Genomic DNA, 26564 nt, shown 5'->3' with positions numbered 1-26564 from the left:
TATCCCAACAAATCGCCTTGAAGAAAGATAAACCTCTATGGTTACGCTTGGTTTTTAAACTAAACTGTTTAGTTTGCACTTGGTAACAGCTTCGCCAGCTCTTCCCCAATAAGCATAGTTGGTATAGCCATAATATCAACATTTGGCGTTTCAAGTGCCTATGCATTAGAGATACCAGATCCTCTGACGAAAGTATTCGACCAATGGCAAGAGCAATTAAGCTCTCTAGATAAATATATTAACTCAATAGTCTCTCGCAAATTAGGTAATTTATCAAAATCTGTACAAGGAGATTTACAAGCAGCAGTTAATGAATCTTTGGGCAAATTAGGTTTACCTTCAGCAATAGAAGTGAGAGATAAAGTTGAGGAAATAGCCACTAATGACGATAATGCAGTTAATAGTGTTGACAAAGTAACCAATGAAATTGATCGTCAAATTACCCGTGCCGATTCAGATACAACTTTGAGTAAAGAAGGGCAAGAACTTACAAAACAGCAAGTTGAAAAAACCCAAACTTCGATTGAGCAAGTCCAGGCTGATGCTAGTGCTGCTCAAGATGATGTTGTTACCCAAAATGTGATGAAACGGATAGCTCAACAAAATACTCAAATAGCCGGAATTTTAGGAGCTATGAGAACTGATGGTTTGAAATTAAAGCAATCTCAAGATTTGGCGAATCTTAACTTGACTAATATTTCCCGCTCATTGGATGGTCAAAATCAAGCACATCAAAAAGAAACTGTTGGTCAGGGATTTAATAATTTAAGAACCGCATCGCAAGCACGATTATTTTAGTTGAAGATGCACCCGGATGTTCTACTATTTTTTGAAATACGGACTAATCCTTTCTCAAACACAAGCTCCAAATCCAGGACAAGCAGCTTCCACAATCACGGAAGATGGGGTAGCCGCTAGTGAGGCTGTTGCACAGGCGATGGACAAGCTCTGGGATGACGTATTGAGTGGAGGATTGTATAGTGCGATCGCAAATCTCGGCATCTTCTTCGCAGTTGGTACTCTCCTAATTTTCATCGTCCAATGGACGAAAGAAATGATAGAAGGAGACATTTCCAAGGGATTTACAGAAGTAATCTGGCCCATCGTTGTCATTGTTCTACTTGCCAACAATGCTCAACCATTAGCTGCCGCTACCCAAGGACTCAGAGGAATCATTAACCAAACGAATCAAACTCTTTTAGCTTCCACATCTGCTTCTATCCAGTTGCAAGAAGCTTATCAGCAAGTCATGCTCAAGACAGGAAAGGGAGATGCTATTCAATCATTGATCGCTCAATGTAATGCGATCGCTGACCCAACACAACAAGCCCAATGTCTGCAAAATGCGAATATGCAAGCTAAAGAGATAGAATCCCAGCTAGATAACGACAATCGCCCCGATTGGCTCAAAGGTATCAGCGATTTTTTCAATACCAACATTTTTCAGCTAACAGTGCGGGGTTGGTTGCTAGCATTGGCGATCGCTTTTCAATGGATAGTCGAAGTTTGTCTGTTACTGACTGCCCTATTAGGCCCGCTTGCAGTAGGCGGTTCATTACTCCCAGTTGGTAATAAAGCAATTTTTGCCTGGTTAACTGGGTTCTTTTCCGTCGGAATGATTAAGCTTTGTTTCAATATTATTTCTGGTTTGGTCGCCACAATAGTGCTGAATGCTAACAACAATGACCCAATGATTTTTGCTTTTGCAATTGGTATTCTCGCCCCAATTTTATCTGTAGTTTTAGCTGCGGGTGGAGGAATGGCAATTTTTAGAAGTTTCTCCAGTCTGGCGAGTTTTGGGCTTTCTTCAGCTGTGATGAGGATAGTTAATAAATCCTAAAACATTGTTTATGGCTATTTTAGATTCAGAGTCTACACAAAAAAAGCGATTACGATTTTTAAATCGTGCGTCAAAAAGTGTTTCAACTGGTGACGCATTAGCATTATTTGCTTTAGGTACTTTTGGATTACACCTCATTACTTTTTTCATACTTTTATTATTGTATGGTTCCTATTCACAGTTAAATAAAAAAGCGCCTCCAAGTTTAGTACAACTAGAGACAGGAAAATCTATTAAAGTTGCACCTATTGGTAGTCTAGAACGCACTCCTCAAGTAATTCTGCGTTTTGTTTCTGACACATTGACTTTGATGATGAATTGGTCAGGAACACTACCACCTACTACTGTTGAAGAAGCAGCTAAACCAAAACCTGATCTTGGTGTAAATATTAGCAACAGAGAATTTAGAGGTAGTAAGATTACATCAGCAGCATGGCAAGCATCTTATGCGTTATCAGAAGATTTTCGTAAAGAGTTTTTAAAAGTGCTGGCTGCGATGACACCATCAGGAGTTTTTCAAGGCAAGACACAAGTAGTATTAGTCCCGCTTTCAATTCAATCACCGATAAAAATTGCTGAGGGTAAATGGAAAGTCAAGATGGTTGCTAACCTGACAATTGTTGCTCAGGATAGCAATTTAGGAGAAACAATTCCATTTAATAAAGAAATATTTATTAGAGCAGTTGTACCACCAGAATCGCCAAATCAAGTTGATGGTTTAGCCGCCGTAATTTACCAGGTGCGTGCGAGTGGCTTAGAAATTTATGCGATTCGGGATTTCTATAGCTAAAGAACAACCAAATTCATCAATAAAAATCCCTAGTGCTACATTGGTTTCAACAGCATTCACTCAAAGCATTGAACCAGAACCCTTGTATACAGAAGAAGCAGCAGTTATTAATGGCGAACCGATACAACAATTACAAATTGGTGCATTTGTATCTGGAAAGTTAGTAACTCCCTTGATTTGGGCTAAAGTTCCAACTAATAATACTTCTAAAAAATTACCAAATACAACATCAGGCGAGAAATTCGTCATCCAACTTATTGAGCCTTTAACTACAGAAGATGGTTTGATTGCTTTACCAAAAGGCTCTCAAATCGTTGCTCAAGTTACTGATATTCAAAAATCAGGACTTGTTCAACTCGAAGCCACACAAGTTTTAATTGATGGTAAGGAATATCTGCTTCCACCAGGAGCAATTAGTATTCGTGGTAATTCCGGTCAACCTTTAATCGCATCGAAATGGAGTGACAAAGGTGGAGAAATTGCTTCCCGTGATGCTGAAACATTTATAGTAGGTTCCCTTGCCAAAGTCGGTAAGGTATTAAATCAACCCAAATCTCAACAAATATCAACATCTAGTGGGTTAGGTGGTACAAATACTTTTTCTTCTATCAGTGGAGGTAGCGAAAATATTTTGGGAGCAGTTTTAGAAGGTGGATTTGAACCGCTCACTCAACAAATTCTTCAGCGCAATCAACAAGCACTTGCAGAAATTCAGCAACGAGAGGAAGTGTGGTACATCCGTGCTGGTACAGATATTCAAGTCTTTGTTAATCAATCATTTCAGTTGTAAACACTTTTAGTTATGAAGGCTTTTTTACAAAATTTGAGTGTTGTTTCGACTGTTCTGACTTTTACTGTTTTTTGGCAATCAGCGAGAGGTGAAAATTATTTAAAAAAAGGAGTGAGGAATATTTCACAAGATATAGCGACTGGTAAAAGTAGTAATATACCTCTGATTGAATTGTCATCCGGATATGGGGTGAATATTTCATTTATCAAGAGTGGCGAGATAGTCGAGAAAGTTTGGCTGGATAATCCGGCTTTTGCTTCATTAGATGTCGATGGTTGTCTATCAGGTTTAGCACAGGAGTGCGAACAATCAGGTGCAACTGTACTGCATTTACGGCGAATCAACCCGCTCAAAATACCACAACTACCCAAGACAAATAGCAGTTTGCTAACGGTAATAACAAAGAGTAACTCTGGACGAAGAGTTTATGTATTTCGCGTAGCAATGGGTGATATAGATCCTAAGTATCACACCATTGAAGTTACACCAGCTTTACCAGAAGAACCTGAAATCAGAAATTTTCCTAGCGCCAGGAATATCACAAATCTACAGATGATTAGTTCAGGGCTAGAAATTGCCCAGCAACAACGTTTAATTTTACCTAACTCTCGCTTACAAAGAAGAGTTAAAAGTTTTTTGATGTTAATCAAGTCGGGATATTTAATCAATGATGCTGCCCGTAGAAGTGGAATTTCTTTACGCTTAGTCAATCGCTTAATCGAATTAGGCAGTAGCGCACAAATTGGCACTTCGCGTTAGATATTCACCGATATTAAAAAAAATAAATAATATTTTTAGCCATGAAATTATCAAATAAGTATTTAGCTTTAAGGTCAAGATTAAGTCTATCAGTATTAATTTTGGATGTAATTATCGTTATATTACCAGAACAAAGTATCTCTAATTCTCGCTCGCCTAACACTGAAATTCCCACAGTCACTTGGCAAAATACCCGTTTACCTGACTGGGATCAAATTACCTTTGCAACAATGCCGGCAATTAGTGAATCTGCCTCATTTCAAGCACCTCCAGGAGTGACAGATAAATTAGGGTATGACCCCTCTCGTAGTTGGAATGTGGGAGAAAAGCCTGATTCATTTACAATGCTGGGTGATTTTCAAGATTCTTTCCAACTCCAAAAATTTTCACTCACCGATATTTATCAAAATCTTAACCAAAACCTCCAAAAAGTCAATTTAGGAAGTTTTGGCGTGATGAAATTTCAAACTTTGTATAGTTTAGTTAAAGCCATACCTAATTTAAAAGACTTTCCCCTAAATGAAGTTAAACCTATTTTTGACTTGCTTTCTCAAAAATTATCAAGCTCATTTGATGCCAAACAAACCATCGGAAATTTATTACAACAATCTCCCCATTTGGGTAAATTAAGTTTATCATCATTGAATTTAAAATCTTACAACCTGAATTCAATTCCTGGATTATCCACAACTCCCATTGGTAGTTTTGAAAAATGGCAAGGGGTTTACATTGACGAAATACCTGGACTAGCAGACGTACCATTTTCTCAGTTCCCCAATCCCATCAACCCTGTAGGTACGGAAGTCGGAATAGTTGATATTGCCTTTGCAACCAACGAACAAAAGCGAAATCGTACTATTTCCGGAAGCGATAAAGAAGGCTTTGCTGTACCATGCGATCGAGATTGCTCCCATACTGAATTATCTGGTTCACCTGTTGTTAACGGTAAAGCTTGGGTTAGCGGTAAGTATCAGTTAGTCAAAGGTGGTAAAGGTATATTGGGTTCTGTTAATGATGGAAAAGAACCCACAGGGAGACAACCTTTTGGTGATGCTTTTAAGGTAGCTATATGGGATGTTTCGGAAGTTGATGGAATGATTACCCAAGCTTTATTCTTCCGGGTTTGTATGCGGAATAATTTTGTTGATTTGGGATGTACACCTTACTTTATAGGCCCTGTGCCTTTCATGAGTTATAAGGAGAAAGAACCGATATTTTTAGGTGCTATTGATGAGAGTAAAAATTCTGTCTCTACTCCCACAGGATTAAAAAGTAGTGGATTTACTTTTAATAAGTCTCCGATAACATCTAGAAATGCGCTATCTAATTTAATACCAGCAGCGAAAGGTGATTGTAAAAAGCTTCATTCATCAGGTATTAATATTGATGCTTTGAGTAATGCAATGTTGAGTACTGAAGAGAACTACAACGCTGTGGGTAGTTATGTTTGTGACTCGAATGGTAATTGCGGTCGAGCGCTTGGTGCAATGCAATTGATGTCCTATCGTTCTGATGTAAGGAAGATTATATCAAGTAAATCTGGTGGGTCACAATTTCTCACCAAGTTGGATACAGGTAAAGAAGTGACTGGTGAGGAAATGATGCAGTACTTTTCACCCACCGAGCAGCAATCTTTAATTGAAATTGAAACGAATAATTTATTGTCAACCGCATCGCAACAAATTGACCCATCTACAGTCAAGCCTTTTAGTGGAGACAGGTTAATTGAACGTGCTGCTCAAATGCATTTTACTGGTGTGGGTATTCCTGCTGATGAGTTGATTAGTGATGTTAGGGAAGAAAATTCAGTCAAAGAATATGGCAGTAACGTAGCTCATAAATATTCAAAAGCTATGGAATCAATGGGCTGCTTAAAATAATTTTTTCTGGGTAGTTAGCCATGCCAAAACAACTGAAAACATATAATATAAAACTTTTGATAATTTTGATATTAATTTTAGCTTTTTTGAGCTTAACACTAGCCTGTTTTTTATGGGTATTTAATTCCTCATCCAATAAAAGTCGTACACCTACTTGGAAACCTGCCAAAGAGATTGTGAATGCACCCCTACTTAAAAAAGTACTAGCTTCTGCTTCTAAAAATAAGCTTGACGAGCAAGCTGTAAAAGTAATGCCAATTACCTCTAGTAATGGTGTCCATGTATTTATATTTGATTTTCGTTCACCTCAACTTTGCGGTGCTGGTGGGTGTTTGTATCAGATTTATCACGAATCTGGAAAACTACTTTTGCAAGTCATGGCTAATCCTCAGTTACCACCAAAAGAAGATTTGATTAGGGTTTCAAGCCGCGATCTACAAGTTTTTCCTTGCTTAATTTTTACCCAGACAACAGACATAGAAAATATAGTATCTCGTACTGATTATTGCTTTGATTCTGGTCAATACACGCGCTTTGGCGAGACGTGGACGGGTGTTGATTCATTAGGAAATTAAAACTATGAGTAATTATTTCCAAGTACAGCAAGTAAAACCCACAGCAGTACAAAGTTTGCAGATAGAAAGATTGACAGACTTAATGAAATCACAATCGGGACTGATATTGCTGGGTTGTTTTGCAGTACTGGCTATTTTTAAAGTTTTATCAGGTAGAAATTCTAAAGGTAAATTTGCCACTAGTTATTGGGGTGGGAGTCGTGAAAAATCATTAGCTGCACATAAAGCAAAAAAACAAATATCAAAACCAACTCGTAATTCTGTCGCATTGTATGTTGGTACTCCTGGTGACATCAGAATTAATCTTCAAAAACAATGGTATGAGGCTGGGTTACTCAAAACCAAACCAACATTTTACAAGCAATTTATTTCCCCCAATTCAACTTTATATGTTCCTGATGCCCAGAGGGGAATAGCTGTTATTGGTGCAGCTGGTTCTGGTAAAACCTTCTCCGTAATAGATCCTCTAATTCGTAGTGCTTTTGACCAGGGTTTTCCCATGTTACTCTACGATTTCAAATTTCCGGCACAGACTAAACGAGCTGTAGCCTATGCAATTAAACGAGGTTACACCGTTAAAGTATTTGCGCCGGGGTTCTCTGAGAGTGAAACTTGCAATCCGTTAGACTTGTTGAGGGATGAGGAAGATGCGATCGCTGCTGGAGAACTCACTCAAGTCATCTCCCGCAACTTTGATCGCGGGGGAAATGCTAGCAGTGATAAGTTTTTTGAGGAAGCTGGGGATAGTTTGCTTGAAGGTATTTTGCTTATTACCAAGGCGATAAAAACTCTAATTGGTGAGGATAAATACTGCGATTTGATGATGAACGCTCGCAGCAATTTTTAGAACGTCGGGAGTTAGCACAACAGTTATTTCCTGTTCCCGAATCAAGTTCTCTGGCATCTCCTGAAGAACTTTCCAATGTATTTTAGAAGTCTAATTATGCAAGCATATCCAGTTAATTGCAGTCCAGATGTTTTCTCTGTTTTGGCACGCTATCCTGAATGGCTCAAAATGATTATAGAAGCCATTGAACTGCCACTAATAGATAGAAATTATTGCCCAGAAGTTATCGAGGTATTTGACCAATATGGCTTATTGGTTGGGAGAATTCATGGTTGTTTATCTTATGAATGTAATAGAAACGCCCAAGAGCCAAGTAATTTTATCGCTTGGTTGTTTGACGGAGAATTAGCTGTTTTTTATGTTGATTATGAACTTGTCATTAATCGTCTGCAAATATTAAATGAGGTAAGAGGATTCTGATCGTGCCTGATATTTTTACTGTTGACTCTAGTGATGCAACGACAATTCAACAACATTATGAACAAGTAATTGAAGCATTGCTCAGAGCAATTATAGATGCTAAACAAGATAATAACCAGCGTCAGGGATTGAAAATATTTGATGGAGATACATTAATTTATGGGCAAGATGGTGGACAATTTCGTGATGAGGTTTCTTCTTTTTCTGGGCAGCTTTTAAATCCTCAACTGATTACCGAACTGCAACAATTACGCTCTACAAGAGTTGGAGATGTAGTGGAGGGAGCGATTAATAAGAGGGTAGAATTAGATGGGCAAGTTGTTTTGCAATCGAATCATCAAGGTAGAGTAATTATTAATACTTTATTGCCTCAACCAAGTATTCAAACAGCCAGATCTGAAAATTTGAGCAATTTAGATAATAGGGATAATAGCAACCCAATTGATTATTCAGAATTTTCATCACCAGATAATATTCAATCACCCAAAGTTAGTTCAGATACAAATTTATTAACAACTCCTGGCTCAACACGAGTAAGACAATCTTTAGAACTATTAGAATCTAGCCCGTTAAAAACACTATTAAGTGCTGAATTTGAGCAGTTACAAGCGGAGATTAAGGCATGGCAATATCAACGTAGTTTATATCAACAGTTAATTGAGAAAAGGTTACAGCAACCTCAAAATACATCTTGGTGGCAACAGACAATTAATAATGTCTCTATTGTAATTAGTAGCGTGAACTCTGCCATAAAAATGGGGATACAGGAGTTTAAAGAGAACTCAATGCAACATCAATGGGCTGCATCTTTAAAAAACTTGTTTCACCTCCAGACACAACCGGGAGAAAGTCATTACCAATCAGGTGAATATCAAATTTCTCGTCATGGTACTTTATATGAAGTGAAGGAGTTAGCCACAGAGAAGCAAATAATGCAGTTTCGTTCAACTTCTTTGGGTGTGAAAGTTGAGAAAGAAAATTTGGAACCTACTCATATTAAAGATATTGATACATTACAACGCTCTCTACAAATAAATGAAGCAATTCCTACATCTTTCGTTCCTGTAGGTAAGCAAGAAGCTGAGTATTTTGCTCGTGTAGAAAGGGTTACGAATGCTCTTGTGCAATATGCGGTAGTTCAACAAAGAGATGTAGAAATTGATGGCAGATTTTCTTATAAATGGTACGCCACCACTGATGGTAATGTAATTATTAATGCTAAAGATGGGCGAGGTAATTTATTAGAAAAGTCTGGAGGACAATTAAAAAGCAATATGAACGAGAGAGATTTAATTTATTTTGAGCAGATCCTACCTAAATTACAACCTATTAGCCAACAACAAAACATAACCACTTCTCAATCTCAAAAAGCTGCAAGTAACGGATTATAAAGATAGTTTTCATCACATGGAATTGTCTAACTTGAATTTGTTAATAGAATCTGGTGTGCCTATTGTATCTGTCACTGTCCCACTATTAGAACGGATGACAGCATTGCAGCGAATCTATAATGAATGTGCAATCAAAAGAAATCTGCCCCTTTATTTGTGGAATGCTGGTTGGGGATTTTTTAAACAAGTCAAATGTGATTTAGAAGATAAAGTCAGTTTTTTAAACATAAAATTGAGTAGCCTACAGCTTGGTGATCAAAGTATTATTTCGGCTCTTAACTGTTTGTCTAACTGTAACATTGAGGGAATTTTTATCTTAGAAAATTTGTCATCTTTAACAGGTAATATTACAAGCAAGGAGAGTTTTTCTCATAAAATCATTTCTCAAATAATTAATATTTATTATGATTTGGTAAGCTCTGGACAATCAAAGTATTTGATTATTCTGTCAACTGATAATGTAGAATTACCTCAATCTTTAAGCAGTTTGATTCCGGCTCTTTCGCTAAAATTACCTAATCCTGAAGAAGTTGCTGAGTTAATCAAAGTGCTTTTAGCAAAATTTTTAGGTGAATTGTCATGCAATTGCGATGTCGCTGCTATAGTCAATGCAGCTTCTGGTTTAACGGCTGTTGAAATTCGTTTAGGATTGACTTTAGCAGTTAATTCTTGCAAGCAACTAAATATTAATTCAGTAGCTTCACACTTACTTGATTACAAAATAAATCGCTTTCGTGCTTTAAACTTGAATTTTGTGACTCAGCCAAATCTTCCAGATTTTGGGGGATTGGATTTACTCAAAAAGTATATCGAAAATGTCAAATACGACTTTTTAACCTCAGCCAGAATAAACAAGAGACGAGTCGAGTCAACCAAATTCATGCAAGTTCAACAGCAGATACTTAGCGGTGAAAAAATCATGCCCAGCTACTTAACTCACTCTCAGCAATAGCCCTAGCAATCAGTACATCAATACCCGACTTCGCACAAGCCTTGAGAAGTGCAATCGCATATCTATTTTTCTGCTTGGCAAAATATTCCCATAATGACAGCCAATCTTTAATTGAAAGTGAATACATACTTTGAAACCCTTTTTGCATCCTCACTTGACATTCCACAATATCCGGCGATATCTTCAAACTGGATAAAGTTCTTGCCTTTTTTGGAGAATAATTAACCAACCAATTAGTATGATGTTGAATGCACTTCAAACCCTCTTGATATTCGATATAATATTCCCCAGACTGCAAAACTAAAATTTGTATACTGATATTAGTTCCTAATTCAAGTTGAATTTGACTAGCCATTTCGACTCGATAATCACCAGTAAAAAAGCAAGGATTCGGCATACTTTCTCGACCAGGTTCTTTTTTACATAATGCTTTAATTAAAGAATGCCATTCACCACGGGAAATACCTAAAGGATGTTTATCCAAATCGCCATCCTTTAAAAGTGTAGATAAGTAAATTGCTGCCACCGATAGAGGATAAACCTGAACTGCTTTGCCATTATCGACTTGTAAAATTAGAGTCTCTAAACTTCGCGACTCAATAAATTCTCGCACCATGTTTTTTGGCTGACCAACTAATAGTGCCATCTGGCGATCGCTCATAAATTTAGCACCATTTGGTAATTGATAAGCTCTCCAGGCTTTACCATGATAGCGCCAATAGGAAATTGATACTCTTGGTAATTGTGCATCTTGATGTTGGTTCGGTTGTACGTTGGTTTTTATGTTCTTCGCTCTGTTCATAAACCACCAATTTACTACTTTTATCAACAACTTAAATTAGCTCAAGCTAACAAGATTGAGTGCCGATGAATTTGTCTGATTAAATTGATTAGCGAGCAGTATTTTTAGCTGTATAAAAACCAGGCAAAACAATTTGCAATTCGCAGTTAATATAGCGTTTCTCGTTTGAGTGAGGTACAGTGTTAAATCGGAAAGCCTGTAGGGGCGAGGTTTCCCCACACACAGTTGTATTGCACCCAAGTGAAAACCGCTATATTTAATTGCGAATTGCGTTAGCGACGAAGGAGCGTCATTGGTAATTGCGAATTTAATTGACCGAAAAAGACTCATGATACAAACCCCCAACTTACGTATGGGGATTGTAATGCAAGAAGTTTGAATTCCCCGTTCACCTAGTGTCCCGTTCGCGATAGCGTTGCGTAGCAAAGGGAGGGGGCTGAGACCCTGGCGACTAAATTGAGAGAATAGATACCACCCTAAAAATTCTCGCTCAAATAATGGTTTTTCTCATTAGTTAAGGGTGAATGAGAGTTGAGAATAACGAGAACTTTATATGCTCTTTAAATTGCGATTAAGTAAATTCATCCTAACTTAAAAATTTGTCAATCTCAAAAATATTACAAGCGAAATAAAATACTTTTGAGAAAGTAAAATGCTTCTGCTCAAAAACTAGATACTTTATTTACATGATTTGCTAATAATCTTGGATATATATACGCAAGATTCATCAGACAAAAGAGTATTTCATTTACTAAAATACATCAAATAAGCTGTTACTAACCGCTTAAAACACATGCATTTTGCTTAGAAGTCTCAAGTGACCGAGGCGTTGTTGCAATTGAGATGATCCTCACTATTACTGACCAATTTCAACTTGAGACGATTCTTCTCCCATCCCATCAATAAATGTAGAGTCACTTTTCTAACTTGTTACACTGAATTTTGACGGAACGGGCAAATTTTTACTTAGATGCAGCAATTATGATGTTGGTAAGTAGTTAAACATAATTAATTACACACTGTCCGCCGCGAATGCAGCGTTCGCTCTCAAGCGTTCCCGTTCCCTCGAAGAGGGTTCCCGCAGGGTAGGGTAGCAATCGTGAAGGCTGGGATTGCTTCTGTTTGCTACGCAATGCTACCGCGAACGAGACGCACTCGCGAACGCTGGCAATGACCGTAATTAATTTTGCATGGTTACTTAATATTGCTGTTGCTCCTTGTATTCCGAGTCACTTGTTACATGGGGTAAAATTTTTCGGAGCGACATAATTCTTGACTCTGGCATCGCAACAATTACACTCGGTACAGTTTTGAGAAGTTCCAAAGGTAATGGTGCATGTTGGTTATCCAAGGCAAGGTAAAGCGTTCTATTCTTGTGAGGTGCTTTTCGTGCGATCGCAGATAATGCATTGATGGGAGATGTTATTATTATCGCTGTTTGGATCGATTCGCTATTTGCACCACCTATACTCAAATGGAACCAACCAAAAGAACGTCTGCTACCTGGATGCAAGCTAAATCTGTTGTGATTGTTTAGGGAATACAAGTAAGCTCCCGTTGCTTCACCATTGAGATTTCGAGCTAGAAATACTGCATTACCGGAATTATCTCCATACACTAAACTTCGCTGATGCAGAGTTTGCAAGAGTTTCGGTGGAATCGAATATTTTTGTTTTAGGTAATTTTCAACTTCTTCCCAGTGTTTATGGTCAGAAATAGGTGGTACAAACATAGTTGTAGGAGTCTGCTGTGCAATAGTTAAAGCTCGATTAGTAACTGCATGTAGCATCTGTGTTTCACCAAACCTATCTCGCAACCAAACCACGGCATCATCGAATGTACATTCATGAACCTGCATCACCAAAGACAGTGCATTATCCTCCTGTTTATATTGATTTAACCCCAGTTCGTAAGCAACTTTAGACAATGGTAAATCTAGCTGACTGCTGGTTGCTTGCAGTATTTTTAATTCCCGTTCCAACTGTTGTCGCAGTTGTTCGCTTCGAGATGCAGTTTGTTTCAACTCTGCTTTTTGCTGGAGAATGTGTGATCGCTCACTTATCTGGTAGTTAATTATCTCTAATTGTGGGCTGAGAATTTCAATCACCCTCTTTCGGTACGACTCACTCGCTTCCTCTGCTTGCGTTGGAGGAAGACAGCGCTCCAAATCGAGAATTTGAGAATCCTGATTAACTGCTGCATAATACTTCCTGATTTGTTTGTGAGTCGCAACACTTCCTTTAATACCTCGCAAGATTCCCAAATGTGCGACAGCAGCAGCAAAACTATTCTGTAACTCGTACATTTTACTCCGAGTACCAAACAGCGCTTTGCAGTTGAGTTTCCCCCGTTCATCCAATGGAACGAGGTAAGCGTGAATGTGGGGTGTGATTTCATCAAGGTGTAGCTCTGCATTGATAATGCGATCGCTCCAAGAAGAATGCAACCATTTAACAACAGCCTCCACAAAATCATCTAAGCGCTGTTTATCGTAAACTCCACCCTCATATGGTGCTAGGGGACGGAAATATTCTGCACTCGCACTCAGTAACATTTCCACTGCGAGAACTGCATCAGAGCGAATTTTCTGGTCACCGATTTTGTTTCTAACCAGAGTTTCTAAATCGAGATTGTCGGAATTGACGATAACTTCTAAATTCCTGATATCTGGGTTGGCATTGGGTATATCTACCAACCTGGAAGTATGTGCTTCACTGCGAGCTAACACTCCCCAGGATTTGATTTTTTGGATGCGACAAATTGCCAAAGCCATAATTTGATGAATCTCTGTTTTTATTTGAAAAAATATTAATAATTTATTTTCTCTCCTCCGATCGTATCCATTTATGAGCCAACAGAATTGATGTCTAAAAATATCCAAAATATTTATCTGATTAGGTACGTCTGTCTCAAAATACTTATGTAGTTTTTTTAGCCAATAATTTATGTATAAGAACTGAATATATTGGAAATTTACGACAAGTTTTAGTCACAAACAAGAGAACTAGCTATACGGAAAATACAGATAATTATGGAGATGCTTTTTCAGCTTATATAGCTGTAACCCAAGCAGAGAGGTAAATAGAACAAATTAATCTTTTTCCAATCTGAAAACTAAATAAAGTATTTTATACCAAATATTTTCAACGTGTTTTATCTAAGTATATTATCTATCTTTGGTCGGATTGCAGTAGTTAGTCTTAGTTTGATAACAAGGTAATAAAGAGTTTTTTTGAACTGAATTTTTTATCAGAGAGTGAGCAAAATGAATGATTTATGTATCAGCTTCACTAATCAGATGTGTGTGCTTTGTCAATCTGTTATTCGGGAATCAAGAATTATGGCGAATTTCACTTTTAATGTCATCCATCTAATTATTTGTCAGCCATCATCACAAAAAAGGTGTAGTGTGTTTCACCGACGAACGAATGAAAAGCTGGAATATTTCATACAGCATTTTTGACGCTGCGTTGAATATTTTCTCGAATAGCTCCCTAATTAGCCCCGTTTAATGCCATGTCTTATTCCTCAAACTCTTTCCCTACAAAAGCTAACCAATTTAAGCATTGGAAAGGAATTATAAGGAAATTACGCCGAAAAATCAGCGATAAATTCATAAATTTCGCTAATAATTTATCTTGATTTACCTTCGATTTCCTTTCAATTGACTGCACCAAATCGATAAAACACCATGAGTAAAACCACTCAACAAAAAAATCATTCTTCTCAAGAGCTAATTTTGGCTCTGGATTTTGGGGGAAGTGCAACCAAAGGAATTTATTGCACGTTGAAACAGAATATTCCAGCATCCTTGGTCATGGAACCGGAGGTGGTAAAAATTTCTCTAGATTCAGTAACTATAGAGACTCTGGGTACAAGCGAACCAGAGAATGCTGCATGGGTGAATTACATGGGTGAAATCTTTGCTGTGGGATATTTGGCGAAAAATAAGTATTATGCCAACGAAGGATTGAGAGAACTGAAATACGAACGTGCAGTAGCCAAAACATTAGCTTCGATTTGGTCAACCTCGCAAAAACTTCAGCTAGGTACAAAATTTCGACTGGCGCTGGTTTGTTTGTTACCACCAGGTGAATTCGAGAATAAGGAGAGTTTTCACAAGCATCTCAAAACCGTACTTGCAGACTTTACAACACCCACAGGAAGAATGCGGGTCGAGTTGACTCAATTTAAATGTTTACCGGAAGGTGCGGGGATATATCTTGCTTACCAGAAGCAAATAGGACAAGCTATCAAAACAAAAGCGATCGCATTGGTGATGGTGGGTTACAGAAATGCATCAATGTTAATCAGCGATAAAGGGATAGTAGCAGCAGATGGTAAAACAAGCGATTTAGGAATGATTCGACTGTTGGAAAAGGTAGTTGCGAGAACTTCGGGACAAACTGCTTCACAACTTGCTCCTGCTGTAGTTGCTGCGGGAAGTGATATCTCTAGTACCCCTTTCCTACGGTTGTTGAGAAGCACCAATAACATCAATAAACAGCAGGAATTACTGCAAATTCAGAAAGCTGTAAAGCTTGCCAGGAGCGAATATGCTGCTGTACTTACAAGTTGGTTAGACCAAGTGATTTCTCGAAGTGGAGTAGATGAAATCCTATTCTGCGGTGGAACTGCGGATTACATGAGGAGAGAGCTAAATTCCCATTATCCGGGAACACCTTGTTTGTGGGGAGTAGGTACAGACATACCTAAACAAGTTGATAGTTTCGGTTTGGGAAGTCGTTTGGCTGATGTTTACAGCGTATTTTTGTACTTTTGGGAACAGGTGAATAAGCAACTGGAGATATGTTGATGATTATTAAACAAATTGATTTTCGTTGGCGTTATCAACCATGTAAAGAAACAGATGTCAAATTGATGAGATACATCCAGTCCAACCGGATTAAAAGTAAAACTGAAATCATGCTGGTCGCCGTGCGTTCATTTTGGTTGATTCATGCCATAATTGGTGATTCGCAAGACAAAGAAAATGTACAACGTCTAGCTAGAAGTTGTATACAAGCTTTAAAAAAGCAGGCACAAGAAATTGAAGAATTAGCTGGATTGCCAGAACTATCTTCAACATTATCAACGCAATATCTGGTAAATTCAACATCAGATAACGTCAGGAATCAATCCTTAGAGGAACTCCGCGAAGCTTCGGATAAACATGTTTATGATGATGCCGGTTTGAGCAATTTTATGTAGTTTTAAACCTCGCGTAAATTTTCTCTAAAACTAGGAATTTTCAACCCGTGAAAAGAAAAAGAGGTAGACCGAGAAAAACTGACTTCAACTTGACAAGTAAACAACAATCTCAGCAGCAAATTAATAATACCGAAAAATCTAACATGGAACCTAGTGATTTACCAGCTAATCTAGAAATAGAAGATTGGAAACAAGAACTTGATGGCAATGGATGCGAGCGAGAACTTAGGACAATTCAAACGAACAAGATATTAGAATTAGTAGAGCCGAATGTTAGTAATGAAGATAGCAAAGTCTCGCAAGAAATACTAGGTAATAGTTTTATCCCAGTCGAGAAAAAGAATGTTTTTAAATCACCTACAGTTATTCACATTATCGATGGTGAAAAAGGAGGATGTGGGAAATCATTCCTTTGCAGAGCCTTTATTGAATATTGCACGTCTATCGGTTATAAGATGGCGATTATCGATGCAGATATAAGTAACCAAGATATTACCAAAATTTATCCCAATGTGGAGGTAGCTTTCTTCAGTGATGATGAAAAACAAGCTAAAGAAGCCGATAAAATTTTTGATTTGGCTTTTGAGAAATCAGTAATCGTCAATTTACCAGCCCAAGCCTATGCAAATGTTACTGATTGGATAAAACGGAACGATTTAGCCAATTTAGGGCAAGAAAATTCAATATTTTTCACCAAATGGTTTGTCTGTAATGGTGGGATAGATTCAGTTAAATTCTTCCTCAAATCTTTGTCAGAATTAGGGGAAGAAATCACCCATGTATTCGTTAAAAATTTGGGATTATGTGATGACTGGACTTACATCGACACAATGCCAGAATTTCAGGAAGCTTCCAGAAAATATAACTTTGTCGTGATGGATTTCCCTAAGTTTCCGTTTTGGGAACGCAATATGATTGACCGTTTGGAAGTAAGTTTTGAAGATGCGCTTTCTCATACTGAGTTGAAAGTTGTATCAAAACAGCGGGTGAGGAATTTTCTGAAACTTGCTTATGAAGCTTTTGCCGCAACGGGGTTAATTCGATGACAACAACTGATAAGCTAAAAACACCCCAAACTCCCGATGATTTACTTGCTGAAGCATTGAAGGGTAAAAGTGAAGATTTCAAACGTCGAGTCCTAGATTTTGCTTTTAGAAGTGGTTTATCTCAAGATGACCCGTTGTTTCTAGTATTGATTGCAACTGGACAGTTAGAAGCGATGCTAGAGGATGCACCGCAAACATTACAACTACTGTTTAAAACTTGGAATAAAGACTTAGCTAACAATTTGGAGCAAGTTGAGCTGGTTGCGGTTGAACGTCAGAAGGTAGCTATTAATCGTGCCGCAAATGCTCTAATTCATGAATCCTTGTTACGTGAAGGTCGAAATATCATCTATTCCATCTTTCCAACCACGATTGTATTTATCTTTATCTTTGTGATGGGTTTCATTGCAGGTATTTCCATACCCCCTTGGATAGATGGTGTATTGGGAGGGGGATATACAAAAGTGCGTTCGACTGCTTTGACATGGAACGAATTAGAAGCGATGAATTGGGCAATATCGAGTGAAGGAAAATTTGCCAAGAATTTGATTAATTGGAATCGTGGTTATTTGGAAAATGGCGAATGTATCAAGGATGCTCAAAAATTGGGTTTGGTATTGTCCCAATATAATCGCAAAGCAAAGTCAGGATTTTGTACTATTTGGGTGACTCCGCCAGCACAGCGTAAGTTTGTTCCTTGAACGCAAACAATTAAGTTCTAAACTCAGATGTAAACTCGTAAACTAACTGTCACATACTGAATGGATTATTCCCACCAAAAAAAGAAGTATTAAAATAGGTCATTGTATATGGTTGCCGCGACAATCTATCCAACAACCCAACCTGATATTTCCAATCTGTCCGATGCCACTATTTCTATTGTTGAGCAAGCTTTTTCATTGGCATCAAAAAGACGAGTACTTTCCCATCAACAATACAAGCAGTCACTTGAATCAATTGGTTGGAGTTTAAAAGAAAGTACCCTTTACTTGAAAGTTGCAGGTACATTTTCCTCATTTTCACCAGATGACCTCCAAGAAATCGAACCCCATACCATTTTTGATTTGGCAAAACACGCCAAAAAATATAGGCAAGTCATTGAGAATTTAAAAGATTGTGGTCAAATTACCCAAGAGAAAGTCCGCGAATTTATTGCTGCTCATCGCACGCCAAAGAAACCAAAACCAGATAAACCCACTATTTGGAAAACAGGGAGAGACGGTAAACCAGTATGTCGAATTCCCGACATTATGGAAGATGATATGCAGACTGGGAATATTATCCAGAAAGAAATGGATGAAAATGGCACAATTACCCAAATATTAATTAGGGAAGCAGTTGCATTATGGCAAGGTGTAAAATCAGGTAAATTAGTTGTACACCTGAATAATGAAGAATTTTCCCAGGAAACAGCTGATGATTTTGAATCAGAATATTTGCTCGAACCGTCAGAATCTCATCATGAATTAGATTTAAATACATCCATTAATTGTTTCTCAAATTCACCAGAAATTTTGGTCGCAGAATCAACAGAGTCTTCACCATCTGTTGTGATAAATACCTCCGAAATTGATGTATCTAATCATCAATTAAATTTAGCACAAATAGCAGAGTCATTGACACAAGTCAATTCTTGGTCAGAAGTAATTAGTATTACCAATAATTATCAAGCATCAATCAAGTCTCAAATTTGGGATTTATTAAATACTGAAACTCGCAAGAGATTTTATGAATTGAAAAGAGAATATTTTGAAAATCTCGATAAAGTTCCACAGATCAACGATAAGGTTATATGGGAAAAGTGTCCGATTAATCTCTATTCATGGCAGCCTTTCATAATTACAAGTATTGAAGATGGCAAGGCCATGTTGGATATTTTTAATCGTCCGGTTCCTCTTGACGAATTAAGAAAATGTATTCAGTCAAATATTGATTTTTAAGAATGAGAGTCAATATTTGATATCCAATCAAAACGGTATACATTCAGAGTCAGGAATTTGATTTTCCTTAACTATTTGCTCTATTTTCTCAACTTCTATTTTCCATTCTTCTGACGCTGGATCGTAGAAATAGTCAGTATCTACATATCCTTCACTAATAAGTTCTTCTGGAGTCATCCCATAGGATAGCTGGGTAATACTGATTTCTGGTTTTTCAGTCATCTTTTTATTCTCCAACAAATCTAACTGCGAACTGTTTTAAAGATATGGCTTTAAAACTCAATCATTTTGACACCAAAACTAAACAAGATACTCTGGTCGAACAAAAGCTCACAAATTCACTGGCTGAATATTTATTTCCTAATACTAAGTTTAGCATTGGTATTGCTTATCCTGATGCCACTATAACAGAAGATTTGGATGAATATAATGGCATGACTTTGCAATTTTCATCGGGTAATCGGATGTTTTTTGCAGATAATCCAAATATTCGTGATTTATTATATCCTAACCCTTCGGATGCGGCTGCTTATCCTTTGCCTTTTACACCTTGTCTAGCTTTTCACTCCTTAGAGAATGTGAGAATCCTGGTTATTGATGATGTGACTGGGGAAAATGGTGGTGTGATTGCTGCGGATGATGCAAGAAAATTGGTTGGTGATTGTAAAGGATTAATTGATGGCAATTTTGCTTTATCAAATAATATAAGTTCCCGTGCTTTTCAATTCCGACTTGGTATCAAACCTCAAGCAGAAAGTCCCGTAATGCGAATTGCCAAGGGTACGCTTGCACCTGCACAATTGGATAAACTTGGGGAATCTTTTTTTCGTATGGGTGGTAGTGTCAGAGATGCTACTCTGGGTTCCAAGTTTGGTTATGATATGGTGCTAGCAACGTCTTCTTTTAAGGGACGGAAAGGAGAAGATGCAATTCAACCTGGAGAATATTTACTCTCAATTGGGTTGGGTGTAAAATCCTTGGCTTTATATAGAGAACATAGTTTGGGAACCCAGGTTTTAGTCAATTATCCTGACTCTGTAAAACAGGAAATTTTACCTATAATTAAACAGCAAGCAGAAAAGTTAGCTTTAGACCAAAAACACTCAATCAAGTTAGCACAGCGATATATTGAAACTTACGAACGACGCAAAGCAATATTAGCTAAAAGTCAAGAAGTGGAACCCCAACTCCAAGAAGATATTGAAAAATTTTCTATATTTGATAACTTAGATTCTGGTGGTGAAAGTGAAGACAATCAACAGGATGATAACTTCGCTACACAACAACAGAAAGATTTATTATTATATTCGCTACTAAAAGCCGATTTATCTGCTTTCTGTCAAATTATCGAGCATCCGAAAATTATTGCCGAACTTCATGAATTTGTTAGGAAGGAATGGGTAGAGATAGCAACGGGACGTTCGATCAAGTTTACATCTGGTTTGGCTCAACCTAGTTTGGAATTAAAGCAAGATGAAATCAGTATACCTTTTTTAAATGAAGGGGAAGAAGTTATAGTAACTCGTTCGCCGTTGATTAATTCAAATGGTGTAATTACTTTAAAAAATAAACATTTACCAGAAATGTTAGACGGATGTGTCTATATCCATCCTCAAACTGCAATGGACAATATGCAGTGTGATTTTGATGGTGATTTACTAGCTTTTGCTAGCAGTAGAGAGTTTCCGAAGTTAGCAGCAGAAGTTAAAGAAAAGAATCTTCAAGAAAATCGTTATCCTGATATTGTTAAAAAAGCTAAAGTATCTTATCAAGGAACTTTTCAGGAGATTGCTGTTTCGGCAATGGAGAATAAAATTGGCATTATTGCCAATGAAATTCAAAAAAATATAGCACTACAATGTGAAATTATTGCCCTGCCTCAATCTGATAAATTTAATTATCTTCGGACAGTTTCATTACATTTTTATTCTGTTATTAAAAGGTATGAGCAAGGTAGATTACAGATACCAGACAAGATATTACAGCAAATATATCCAATTGCATCGCTGATCAATAAAAATCTAGACAATTCTCAAATCGAACAAAATTTACAGTTAGTTAAAAAGTTGTTGAAAGATTGTGTAGCTGAATTGGGTAATGAGTTACAAGTTGCTGCTGATGGACCTAAAAGTGCTTTACGTCCCGATGATTCAATTATCCGATATTGTCAGGCTATAACTGGTTATAAGGAAGTGGAATGGTTGGCTGATAAGAAAAATAAGGAAGTATTTACTTTGCGGGGCATGAAAACTAATGGTTACAGTCCGATTGATTTAATGATTCAGCAAACTAACGAGATATTTGAGCATAATCAACTTGTTGCCCGACCAATTGAACAATTTAGAAAGTTGTATTCTGAGGTGGAATTTACTGATGAACAGAGACAACAGGCTCAACAAATCAAGGGTGAATATAATTCTCAGGTTAAGGAACGCATCGAACTAGAAGATAGACAAAAAATAGAGTCTGGGCTATATCTTGTCATTACCTCTCCAACTACTGCCAAGCAATTAGAAGTTACTAATTTAATCAAGTTTCCTGCTGCTAAAAATATTGATTTCTGGAAATCTTCGGAACTCACTATTAAGATTTATGCGAGAAATCCAACTGAAAAAATGCCTCATACCTTGTTTGCTCAAGCAAAATTTATCACCCCTGATGGTCAGGATGTGTATATTGCTATCGGCACAATTAGTATGAAATCGATGAACGAACACGACCTCAAGCCAGGAATGTCAATCAAACAAGGTAAGGTTGAATTTCATTTCGGTATTAGTGATGGGATGGTTGATGCTTTAAAACAGCAAACTAGGGAATATCTTGAGTCAATTATAAATAGTACTCCACAAGCAGAAAGATTACAACTTGCAGCAGCTATTCACGATGTTAGCCACACTGAATCAAGTCAAAATTATCCGGGACTCAAGAGAGCAAGTGTGGCATTTGCTGTATTCTCGGATGAAGTTATAAGCCAACTCCAGCAGTTACAGTTTACCCAGATGAGGATAATAGGTACTCAATTTAATGAGTATGCTCTGAAAAATTTTCAAGGTGAAAGAGTAGCGATTAAATTTGAGGATAGCGTGCATCCTCGTGACCCAACTAAAACTGCTCGTTGGGTAATTGTAGAGGGTAAAAAGCTTGGTACAATAGACGCTTGTTCTCCTCATTTATTAGCCGGATGTGAGGCAATTGCAGCTATTACTTCTGCTCCCAGTACGAGCTTTATTGTTACCAGTTTGAAAAATCCTGACCATAAATTGCAAATTGATAGCGTTAATCAATATGCTTTTGCAACTCGTCAATGGTTTGGTGAACAAGTAAATATTACTTTGGATGTGCGTCAAACTCAAGAGCGAAAAGCACCAACTGTTGTTGCTTATCTTGATAATCAAATATTGGGAGTAGTAAATAAGCAGTCAGTCAATTTTTTACAAGGGAGACTGGCTGCTATTGGTAGAAAACTTCAAGGATTTAGTTTTGTTGGTATGCTCAATAATGCTCCGGCTAGTTATGCAGATATTGTGATTGATAGCAGCAGTGTTAAGTTTCCAGAAATCACAGTGGGAGAACATGAAAATAATTCCGCAGTTGCAACTGTCGTATTTTTTAGCGCATCTGTTGACACCCAGTTTCAAGCCAAAACAGAGCAAGTCATGTGTAATATGCTCAGACGCGCTGTTGAGCGTGCAGTGGAGAGGGGTTATGATACAGTTCGCTTTGTTGATGTTTCGTTACAATCAGATAAGTCCTCACAGAATCTGAAAACTATTGAGATGCTGGCGACAGAGCGGAAGAATATCAAAGTTGAGTTTAAAGGTATAGCATCGCTAGAAGATGCGATCGCACTCCTAAGGGAGCCAGATGATATAGTTGTTGGTATTCGCAGCCCAACAACTATTGGCATTATAGACTTTGCATCTAATCGAGCAAAAGCGATCGCTGCATATATTCCGGAAACTGGAAAATTTGAGCGGCGTAATTTACCTTCTGCTCAAAAGGCTATTGTTGCAATCAATGGTCTAGAGCGCGAGCGATAAGAGTATTCCGATATCTGAGATTTTTGAGATAGGATTTAACTAAGTCGCTTACAGAAAAAACTCATGTTAGAACATGTGCGATATATTACTAATGAGCAAGGAGAGCGAGTAGGTGTTTTGCTGGATATGGAAGCTTATCAAAAATTGGCTAACTTCTTGGCTTTGGATTCCGAATGCTTAAATGGTTTAAGTTTAGATGAATTACAAGCATTAGCTGACAGTAAACTTGCTCCTGCTTCTCAAGCACGTCTGAATGATTTGTTGTCAGAAAATACCGAATCTCGACTTTCTGCTGATGAGGTTGCAGAATTAGACCATCTTGTGGCACAAATTGACCAATTAACAATTTTAAAAACTCGTGCTAGGTACACTTTGAATCGTCTACAACAGTTAGCTGTAGCATCATGAGTGCTTATATTTCTGTTGAGTTACAACGTAAAATTCGCACCCGCTTTGCTGATTGTTGCGCTTATTGTCGGACTGCGGAAGTACTGACAGCAACAACCTTTGAATTTGAACATATTGTACCGCGCTCGGCAGGAGGGGAAACAGTTTGGGAAAATCTCTGTTTAGCTTGTCCGAACTGCAATCGTTATAAAGCCGACCGTCAAAATATTATTGACCCAATTACAGAGCAGGTAGTTGCTTTGTTTAATCCCCAAATTCAGGTCTGGAAAGAACATTTTTCCTGGAATGAGGATGCCAGTATGATGGTTGGATTCACAGATATAGGTAGAGCAACCATTGCTGCTCTAAAAATGAATCGTTCGCCATTGGTTCGCGTGCGTAAAATGTGGGTTAAATTGGGAGAGCATCCGCCAAAGTTGGAATAATGCAAATTACTCACTACGCGAATAAAATTAATACGTACTATAATTCTTTCTGAGGAAAGCTCAAAGGAGCATCAGGAGCGATGATTCTGAAAGTCCTCCAACCCTGCATTTGGGCTAATTGCGCTTCAGCTTGGCTTTGCACAGAAGCCATTAAATATTTCTGCCAACGGCGATCGCACACTCGCCATTGATGCGTGTAACCAGTGTATTTTCTCGATGCTAAAATGATCGGCTCCCACACCTCAAAGGGTACTGCCGTTGGGTCTCCATAAGAGCCAATTCTTACCGGATAGCGATATCGTTTTAACACTTCTATTTCATTTGTACCCAGTTTTGGGTAAGTTCCAGCTTTGTATTTGCGGTAGATATTATTAACAGGTAACAGATTAACATAGCAGCTACCTGTCTGACTCAATTTCAAGCGACAATTACCGCAAATTCCCTGATCTAAACCTTTTTTCGCTGCTTCCGTGGGCACGAATTCTTGCTGTAAAATCCAAGATTGAATTAATCTTCCGGTTTTGCGATTGGATGTAGGATAAACAAATCCGGTCAAAATCAGGGCTATCTCCGAACCATCAATCAGAGAAGCTCCTGACCAAACAATATAGCTGTTCTGTAGCATATTGATAACAGCAGATAGTTGAATATTGATGAGTTGGCAAGCTGTGAATTGAGTAATTTCGTAGACGAATAGCCACAAAAGTCTACTTATTAAAAGCGTTGAATTGACGAGATAAATCGCTTTTAATAAAAATCCTCCAGTAATTAATCATGCTGGAGGATTTGACAATTGCTACTATAGATTATTGGGATTAGTAGTGAGTGCTATCTTCAATCGTCTCTGATTGGTAATGCATATTATCAAAACAGAATTCAGGAGTCAGGAGTCAGAATTCTCTACTGGAATTCTGTGCCAACTGTGGTATGAATAAGTGGGTTTAAGACCATCACTAAATTTTCAGTTTAGCCGTCTACCATTATTGGCGGGTCTGAATCTTTCACTAATTAATTGCTGACTCCCGAATTCTGACTTCTGGATTCTTCAATTTGCTCGGCATATTCTTGTCTACGTTGCCAAGATATTTGATTTTGAACTATCAAATCTTCAAGGCTTTTACCAAACTTGCGATTTGCATATTCTAGAAGTTGTTCTAAAGTGTATCGTTTTTCTACAACATTACCAAAATCAGTAGTAAAGCGTTCTTTAAATTCATCCCAATCAAAAGTTTCTTTGAGCGTTCGTTTGGCAACAAGTCCACAAAGAGAACGGATAGAATAGTAAACTTTTGAGTAGACACGCTCAGAGTAGTTGCTAACTGCATAATCACCTAATATTGAACCATCTATCGGTTGAAGAGTAGGGTTAGAAGATTTGCGTGACGGCATATAGAATTTCCGTAAACTTCATGAACCAAATGGCGTAAGCCAATAAGAATTCAGTACCCAGAAGTCAGATGTCAGAATTCTGTTTCTTCTTTTGTTTAGTAAGTCTAACTGCTGGTGGTGCTTCGCCCTACTATTAATTCAGAATTCAGAATTCTGGCTCCTGAATTCTGAAGAATGTATTCTTAAGTAAGCCAATGCATTAATAGAAGTAGCAAGTCGAAAGTCAGAAATATTTTGAAAATTCTGAATTTCGACTTACTAAATTCAACTTAATATTGTGTTAAATTTCAGCCCATCATTGGAATGTGCTACCACCAAGCTGAATCATCGCAGTCAGCTATTAAATCTCTTCTTTCGCTGCACATCTGATACTCAGCTTCTAGTTGTTGTAAGTCTGCATCAAGTGCGAGATTTTTCACCGCCAGCATTATTTCTGTTAGATGGATTTCTTCACTTATACCTGTATAATAAACCTTGATGAACTTATCTGCTTTACCCATAAAGCTTTCGAGATGGGTGACAAATGTTTGTTCAAAATCTATTGCCTGAATCATGGTTAATTGCTTCTGAATACCTTCAGTTCTCTTCAGGCGTAAGCCAAAAAATCAAATGGCAAAGCTAAAATAAATAATATAAAAGGTAAGAATTCAGCACACAGGAGCGGAGCCGGAGACGCTCCGCCAAGGCGTCAGAAGTCAGAATTTAGAAGTAATTTAAAATGATTAGTATGTTGATTCATCAAATTTTATCCTGATTCTGTAACTATTCTGGCTACTGAATTCTGACGGATGTATTCTTACTATAAAAGTTCAAACTGTCTTAGTTACTTTTTGTTATTTAATATTATTGAAGTATTTCCTAAAGATTGGGAGTATTGAATAATTATAAAATCTCTTATTGCTGAGTGAAGTTATGTAAAATCAATAAATTAACGAAAACACAGGCAACGCTCAAGGCAGTCCCAATGAAAAAATTTCACCGCCAAGCATGAAAATGTGGTAGCTTCCACTTAAGGCTGAGACAAACGAGGTTGTCCTTCAGTAGAGCATATTTAGCCTG

The 26564-nt window shown here is 37.6% G+C and carries 24 protein-coding genes and 1 pseudogene; 19 read left to right on the top strand and 6 right to left on the bottom strand.

All coding sequences use genetic code 11. The features are described from left to right. Positions 1-318: 318 nt before the first annotated feature. The 11 genes from H6G08_RS34810 to H6G08_RS34760 all read left to right on the top strand — a co-directional run bounded on the left by H6G08_RS34810 (position 319) and on the right by H6G08_RS34760 (position 10244). Positions 319-798 (top strand): hypothetical protein, encoded by a 480-nt coding sequence (locus H6G08_RS34810; protein ID WP_242046408.1) that lies wholly within the window; start codon positions 319-321, stop codon positions 796-798. Positions 799-814: 16 nt separating this feature from the next. Then, positions 815-1840 carry a hypothetical protein gene (locus H6G08_RS34805; protein ID WP_190551555.1) on the top strand — a complete coding sequence of 342 codons (1026 nt, stop codon included), beginning with the start codon at positions 815-817 and terminating at the stop codon, positions 1838-1840. 10 nt (positions 1841-1850) lie between these two features. Continuing rightward, positions 1851-2630 (top strand): hypothetical protein, encoded by a 780-nt coding sequence (locus H6G08_RS34800; RefSeq protein ID WP_190551553.1) that lies wholly within the window; start codon positions 1851-1853, stop codon positions 2628-2630. Beyond that, positions 2605-3420: a TrbI/VirB10 family protein gene (locus H6G08_RS34795; RefSeq protein ID WP_190551551.1), complete on the top strand. Its 816-nt coding sequence runs from the start codon at positions 2605-2607 to the stop codon at positions 3418-3420. Before H6G08_RS34800 ends, H6G08_RS34795 begins: the two co-directional genes overlap by 26 nt. Before the next feature lie 12 nt (positions 3421-3432). Next, entirely contained in the window at positions 3433-4179 is a 747-nt protein-coding gene (locus tag H6G08_RS34790; protein WP_190551549.1) for a hypothetical protein, read from the top strand. A gap of 41 nt (positions 4180-4220) precedes the next feature. Further along, entirely contained in the window at positions 4221-6059 is a 1839-nt protein-coding gene (locus H6G08_RS34785; RefSeq protein WP_190551547.1) for a hypothetical protein, read from the top strand. 20 nt (positions 6060-6079) lie between these two features. Further along, the gene (locus tag H6G08_RS34780; protein ID WP_190551545.1) at positions 6080-6634 is read left to right on the top strand and encodes a histidine kinase; all 555 of its coding nucleotides are present in this window, start codon (positions 6080-6082) and stop codon (positions 6632-6634) included. 4 nt (positions 6635-6638) lie between these two features. After that, positions 6639-7481 (top strand): type IV secretory system conjugative DNA transfer family protein, encoded by an 843-nt coding sequence (locus H6G08_RS34775; RefSeq protein WP_242046407.1) that lies wholly within the window; start codon positions 6639-6641, stop codon positions 7479-7481. Between the two features lie 96 nt (positions 7482-7577). After that, entirely contained in the window at positions 7578-7901 is a 324-nt protein-coding gene (locus H6G08_RS34770; RefSeq protein ID WP_190551543.1) for a hypothetical protein, read from the top strand. Positions 7902-7903: 2 nt separating this feature from the next. After that, positions 7904-9292: a hypothetical protein gene (locus H6G08_RS34765; protein ID WP_190551541.1), complete on the top strand. Its 1389-nt coding sequence runs from the start codon at positions 7904-7906 to the stop codon at positions 9290-9292. A gap of 37 nt (positions 9293-9329) precedes the next feature. After that, positions 9330-10244, top strand: a complete 915-nt coding sequence (locus tag H6G08_RS34760) for a Ycf46 family AAA ATPase (protein ID WP_190551539.1) — start codon at positions 9330-9332, stop codon at positions 10242-10244. Here H6G08_RS34760 and H6G08_RS34755 read toward each other — a convergent pair. Then, positions 10210-11046 carry a hypothetical protein gene (locus tag H6G08_RS34755; RefSeq protein ID WP_190551537.1) on the bottom strand — a complete coding sequence of 279 codons (837 nt, stop codon included), beginning with the start codon at positions 11044-11046 and terminating at the stop codon, positions 10210-10212. The two genes, H6G08_RS34760 and H6G08_RS34755, sit on opposite strands and share 35 nt — an antisense overlap. Before the next feature lie 1198 nt (positions 11047-12244). Continuing rightward, on the bottom strand, positions 12245-13819 hold the full coding sequence (gene mobV / locus H6G08_RS34750) for a MobV family relaxase (RefSeq protein ID WP_190551535.1): 1575 nt from the start codon (positions 13817-13819) through the stop codon (positions 12245-12247). A gap of 918 nt (positions 13820-14737) precedes the next feature. Between mobV and H6G08_RS34745 the strand changes: the two genes are divergently transcribed. The 5 genes from H6G08_RS34745 (at position 14738) to H6G08_RS34725 (ending at position 19243) form a co-directional block, all read left to right on the top strand. After that, positions 14738-15862, top strand: a complete 1125-nt coding sequence (locus H6G08_RS34745; protein WP_190551533.1) for a ParM/StbA family protein — start codon at positions 14738-14740, stop codon at positions 15860-15862. After that, the gene (locus tag H6G08_RS34740; RefSeq protein WP_199322855.1) at positions 15862-16257 is read left to right on the top strand and encodes a hypothetical protein; all 396 of its coding nucleotides are present in this window, start codon (positions 15862-15864) and stop codon (positions 16255-16257) included. The genes H6G08_RS34745 and H6G08_RS34740 overlap by 1 nt, the downstream gene beginning before the upstream one ends. A gap of 47 nt (positions 16258-16304) precedes the next feature. Beyond that, on the top strand, positions 16305-17303 hold the full coding sequence (locus H6G08_RS34735; protein ID WP_313943632.1) for a P-loop NTPase family protein: 999 nt from the start codon (positions 16305-16307) through the stop codon (positions 17301-17303). Continuing rightward, complete coding sequence (locus H6G08_RS34730; protein ID WP_190551531.1) at positions 17300-18004, top strand: DUF6753 family protein; 705 nt, start codon at positions 17300-17302, stop codon at positions 18002-18004. The genes H6G08_RS34735 and H6G08_RS34730 overlap by 4 nt, the downstream gene beginning before the upstream one ends. 108 nt (positions 18005-18112) lie before the next feature. Continuing rightward, positions 18113-19243 (top strand): Alr2735 family protein, encoded by a 1131-nt coding sequence (locus H6G08_RS34725; protein ID WP_190551529.1) that lies wholly within the window; start codon positions 18113-18115, stop codon positions 19241-19243. A 27-nt stretch (positions 19244-19270) separates the two neighbouring features. Here H6G08_RS34725 and H6G08_RS34720 read toward each other — a convergent pair whose 3' ends face one another. After that, on the bottom strand, positions 19271-19465 hold the full coding sequence (locus tag H6G08_RS34720; RefSeq protein WP_096646659.1) for a hypothetical protein: 195 nt from the start codon (positions 19463-19465) through the stop codon (positions 19271-19273). Between the two features lie 44 nt (positions 19466-19509). On the opposite strand from H6G08_RS34720, the gene H6G08_RS34715 reads away from it, so the two are divergent. The 3 genes from H6G08_RS34715 (at position 19510) to H6G08_RS34705 (ending at position 24116) form a co-directional block, all read left to right on the top strand. Continuing rightward, positions 19510-23283, top strand: coding sequence for a hypothetical protein (locus H6G08_RS34715; RefSeq protein ID WP_190551527.1), 3774 nt, complete (start codon positions 19510-19512; stop codon positions 23281-23283). A 63-nt stretch (positions 23284-23346) separates the two neighbouring features. Continuing rightward, the gene (locus tag H6G08_RS34710) at positions 23347-23691 is read left to right on the top strand and encodes a hypothetical protein (protein WP_190551525.1); all 345 of its coding nucleotides are present in this window, start codon (positions 23347-23349) and stop codon (positions 23689-23691) included. Beyond that, the gene (locus tag H6G08_RS34705) at positions 23688-24116 is read left to right on the top strand and encodes an HNH endonuclease (RefSeq protein WP_190551523.1); all 429 of its coding nucleotides are present in this window, start codon (positions 23688-23690) and stop codon (positions 24114-24116) included. The genes H6G08_RS34710 and H6G08_RS34705 overlap by 4 nt, the downstream gene beginning before the upstream one ends. Before the next feature lie 58 nt (positions 24117-24174). Here the strand turns inward: H6G08_RS34705 and H6G08_RS34700 are convergent. From H6G08_RS34700 to H6G08_RS34690, 3 genes and pseudogenes are all read right to left on the bottom strand, one after another. Beyond that, positions 24175-24741: pseudogene (locus H6G08_RS34700) on the bottom strand (hypothetical protein); the annotation flags it as partial. Positions 24742-25124: 383 nt separating this feature from the next. Continuing rightward, positions 25125-25505, bottom strand: coding sequence for a hypothetical protein (locus H6G08_RS34695; RefSeq protein WP_190551521.1), 381 nt, complete (start codon positions 25503-25505; stop codon positions 25125-25127). Positions 25506-25813: 308 nt separating this feature from the next. Continuing rightward, positions 25814-26059 (bottom strand): Pb-reticulocyte-binding protein, encoded by a 246-nt coding sequence (locus H6G08_RS34690; RefSeq protein ID WP_190551520.1) that lies wholly within the window; start codon positions 26057-26059, stop codon positions 25814-25816. Positions 26060-26564: the final 505 nt, after the last annotated feature.

Source organism: Calothrix anomala FACHB-343 (genome assembly GCF_014696435.1).
Classification (GTDB): domain Bacteria; phylum Cyanobacteriota; class Cyanobacteriia; order Cyanobacteriales; family Nostocaceae; genus Aulosira; species Aulosira anomala_A.
The sequence above is the reverse complement of the archived record's forward strand: the minus strand, read 5'-3'. Positions and strand labels throughout refer to the sequence as shown.

Coding starts and splice junctions, on each gene's coding strand:
- H6G08_RS34710 (WP_190551525.1), top strand. CDS start 23,347: ATGTTAGAACATGTGCGATATATTACTAATGAGCAAGGAGAGCGAGTA.
- H6G08_RS34785 (WP_190551547.1), top strand. CDS start 4,221: ATGAAATTATCAAATAAGTATTTAGCTTTAAGGTCAAGATTAAGTCTA.
- H6G08_RS34795 (WP_190551551.1), top strand. CDS start 2,605: ATGCGATTCGGGATTTCTATAGCTAAAGAACAACCAAATTCATCAATA.
- H6G08_RS34720 (WP_096646659.1), bottom strand. CDS start 19,465: ATGACTGAAAAACCAGAAATCAGTATTACCCAGCTATCCTATGGGATG.
- H6G08_RS34730 (WP_190551531.1), top strand. CDS start 17,300: ATGACAACAACTGATAAGCTAAAAACACCCCAAACTCCCGATGATTTA.
- H6G08_RS34805 (WP_190551555.1), top strand. CDS start 815: ATGTTCTACTATTTTTTGAAATACGGACTAATCCTTTCTCAAACACAA.
- H6G08_RS34755 (WP_190551537.1), bottom strand. CDS start 11,046: ATGAACAGAGCGAAGAACATAAAAACCAACGTACAACCGAACCAACAT.
- H6G08_RS34695 (WP_190551521.1), bottom strand. CDS start 25,505: ATGCCGTCACGCAAATCTTCTAACCCTACTCTTCAACCGATAGATGGT.
- mobV (WP_190551535.1), bottom strand. CDS start 13,819: ATGGCTTTGGCAATTTGTCGCATCCAAAAAATCAAATCCTGGGGAGTG.
- H6G08_RS34770 (WP_190551543.1), top strand. CDS start 7,578: ATGCAAGCATATCCAGTTAATTGCAGTCCAGATGTTTTCTCTGTTTTG.
- H6G08_RS34705 (WP_190551523.1), top strand. CDS start 23,688: ATGAGTGCTTATATTTCTGTTGAGTTACAACGTAAAATTCGCACCCGC.
- H6G08_RS34715 (WP_190551527.1), top strand. CDS start 19,510: ATGGCTTTAAAACTCAATCATTTTGACACCAAAACTAAACAAGATACT.
- H6G08_RS34745 (WP_190551533.1), top strand. CDS start 14,738: ATGAGTAAAACCACTCAACAAAAAAATCATTCTTCTCAAGAGCTAATT.
- H6G08_RS34780 (WP_190551545.1), top strand. CDS start 6,080: ATGCCAAAACAACTGAAAACATATAATATAAAACTTTTGATAATTTTG.
- H6G08_RS34690 (WP_190551520.1), bottom strand. CDS start 26,059: ATGATTCAGGCAATAGATTTTGAACAAACATTTGTCACCCATCTCGAA.
- H6G08_RS34725 (WP_190551529.1), top strand. CDS start 18,113: ATGGTTGCCGCGACAATCTATCCAACAACCCAACCTGATATTTCCAAT.
- H6G08_RS34740 (WP_199322855.1), top strand. CDS start 15,862: ATGATTATTAAACAAATTGATTTTCGTTGGCGTTATCAACCATGTAAA.
- H6G08_RS34775 (WP_242046407.1), top strand. CDS start 6,639: ATGAGTAATTATTTCCAAGTACAGCAAGTAAAACCCACAGCAGTACAA.
- H6G08_RS34800 (WP_190551553.1), top strand. CDS start 1,851: ATGGCTATTTTAGATTCAGAGTCTACACAAAAAAAGCGATTACGATTT.
- H6G08_RS34790 (WP_190551549.1), top strand. CDS start 3,433: ATGAAGGCTTTTTTACAAAATTTGAGTGTTGTTTCGACTGTTCTGACT.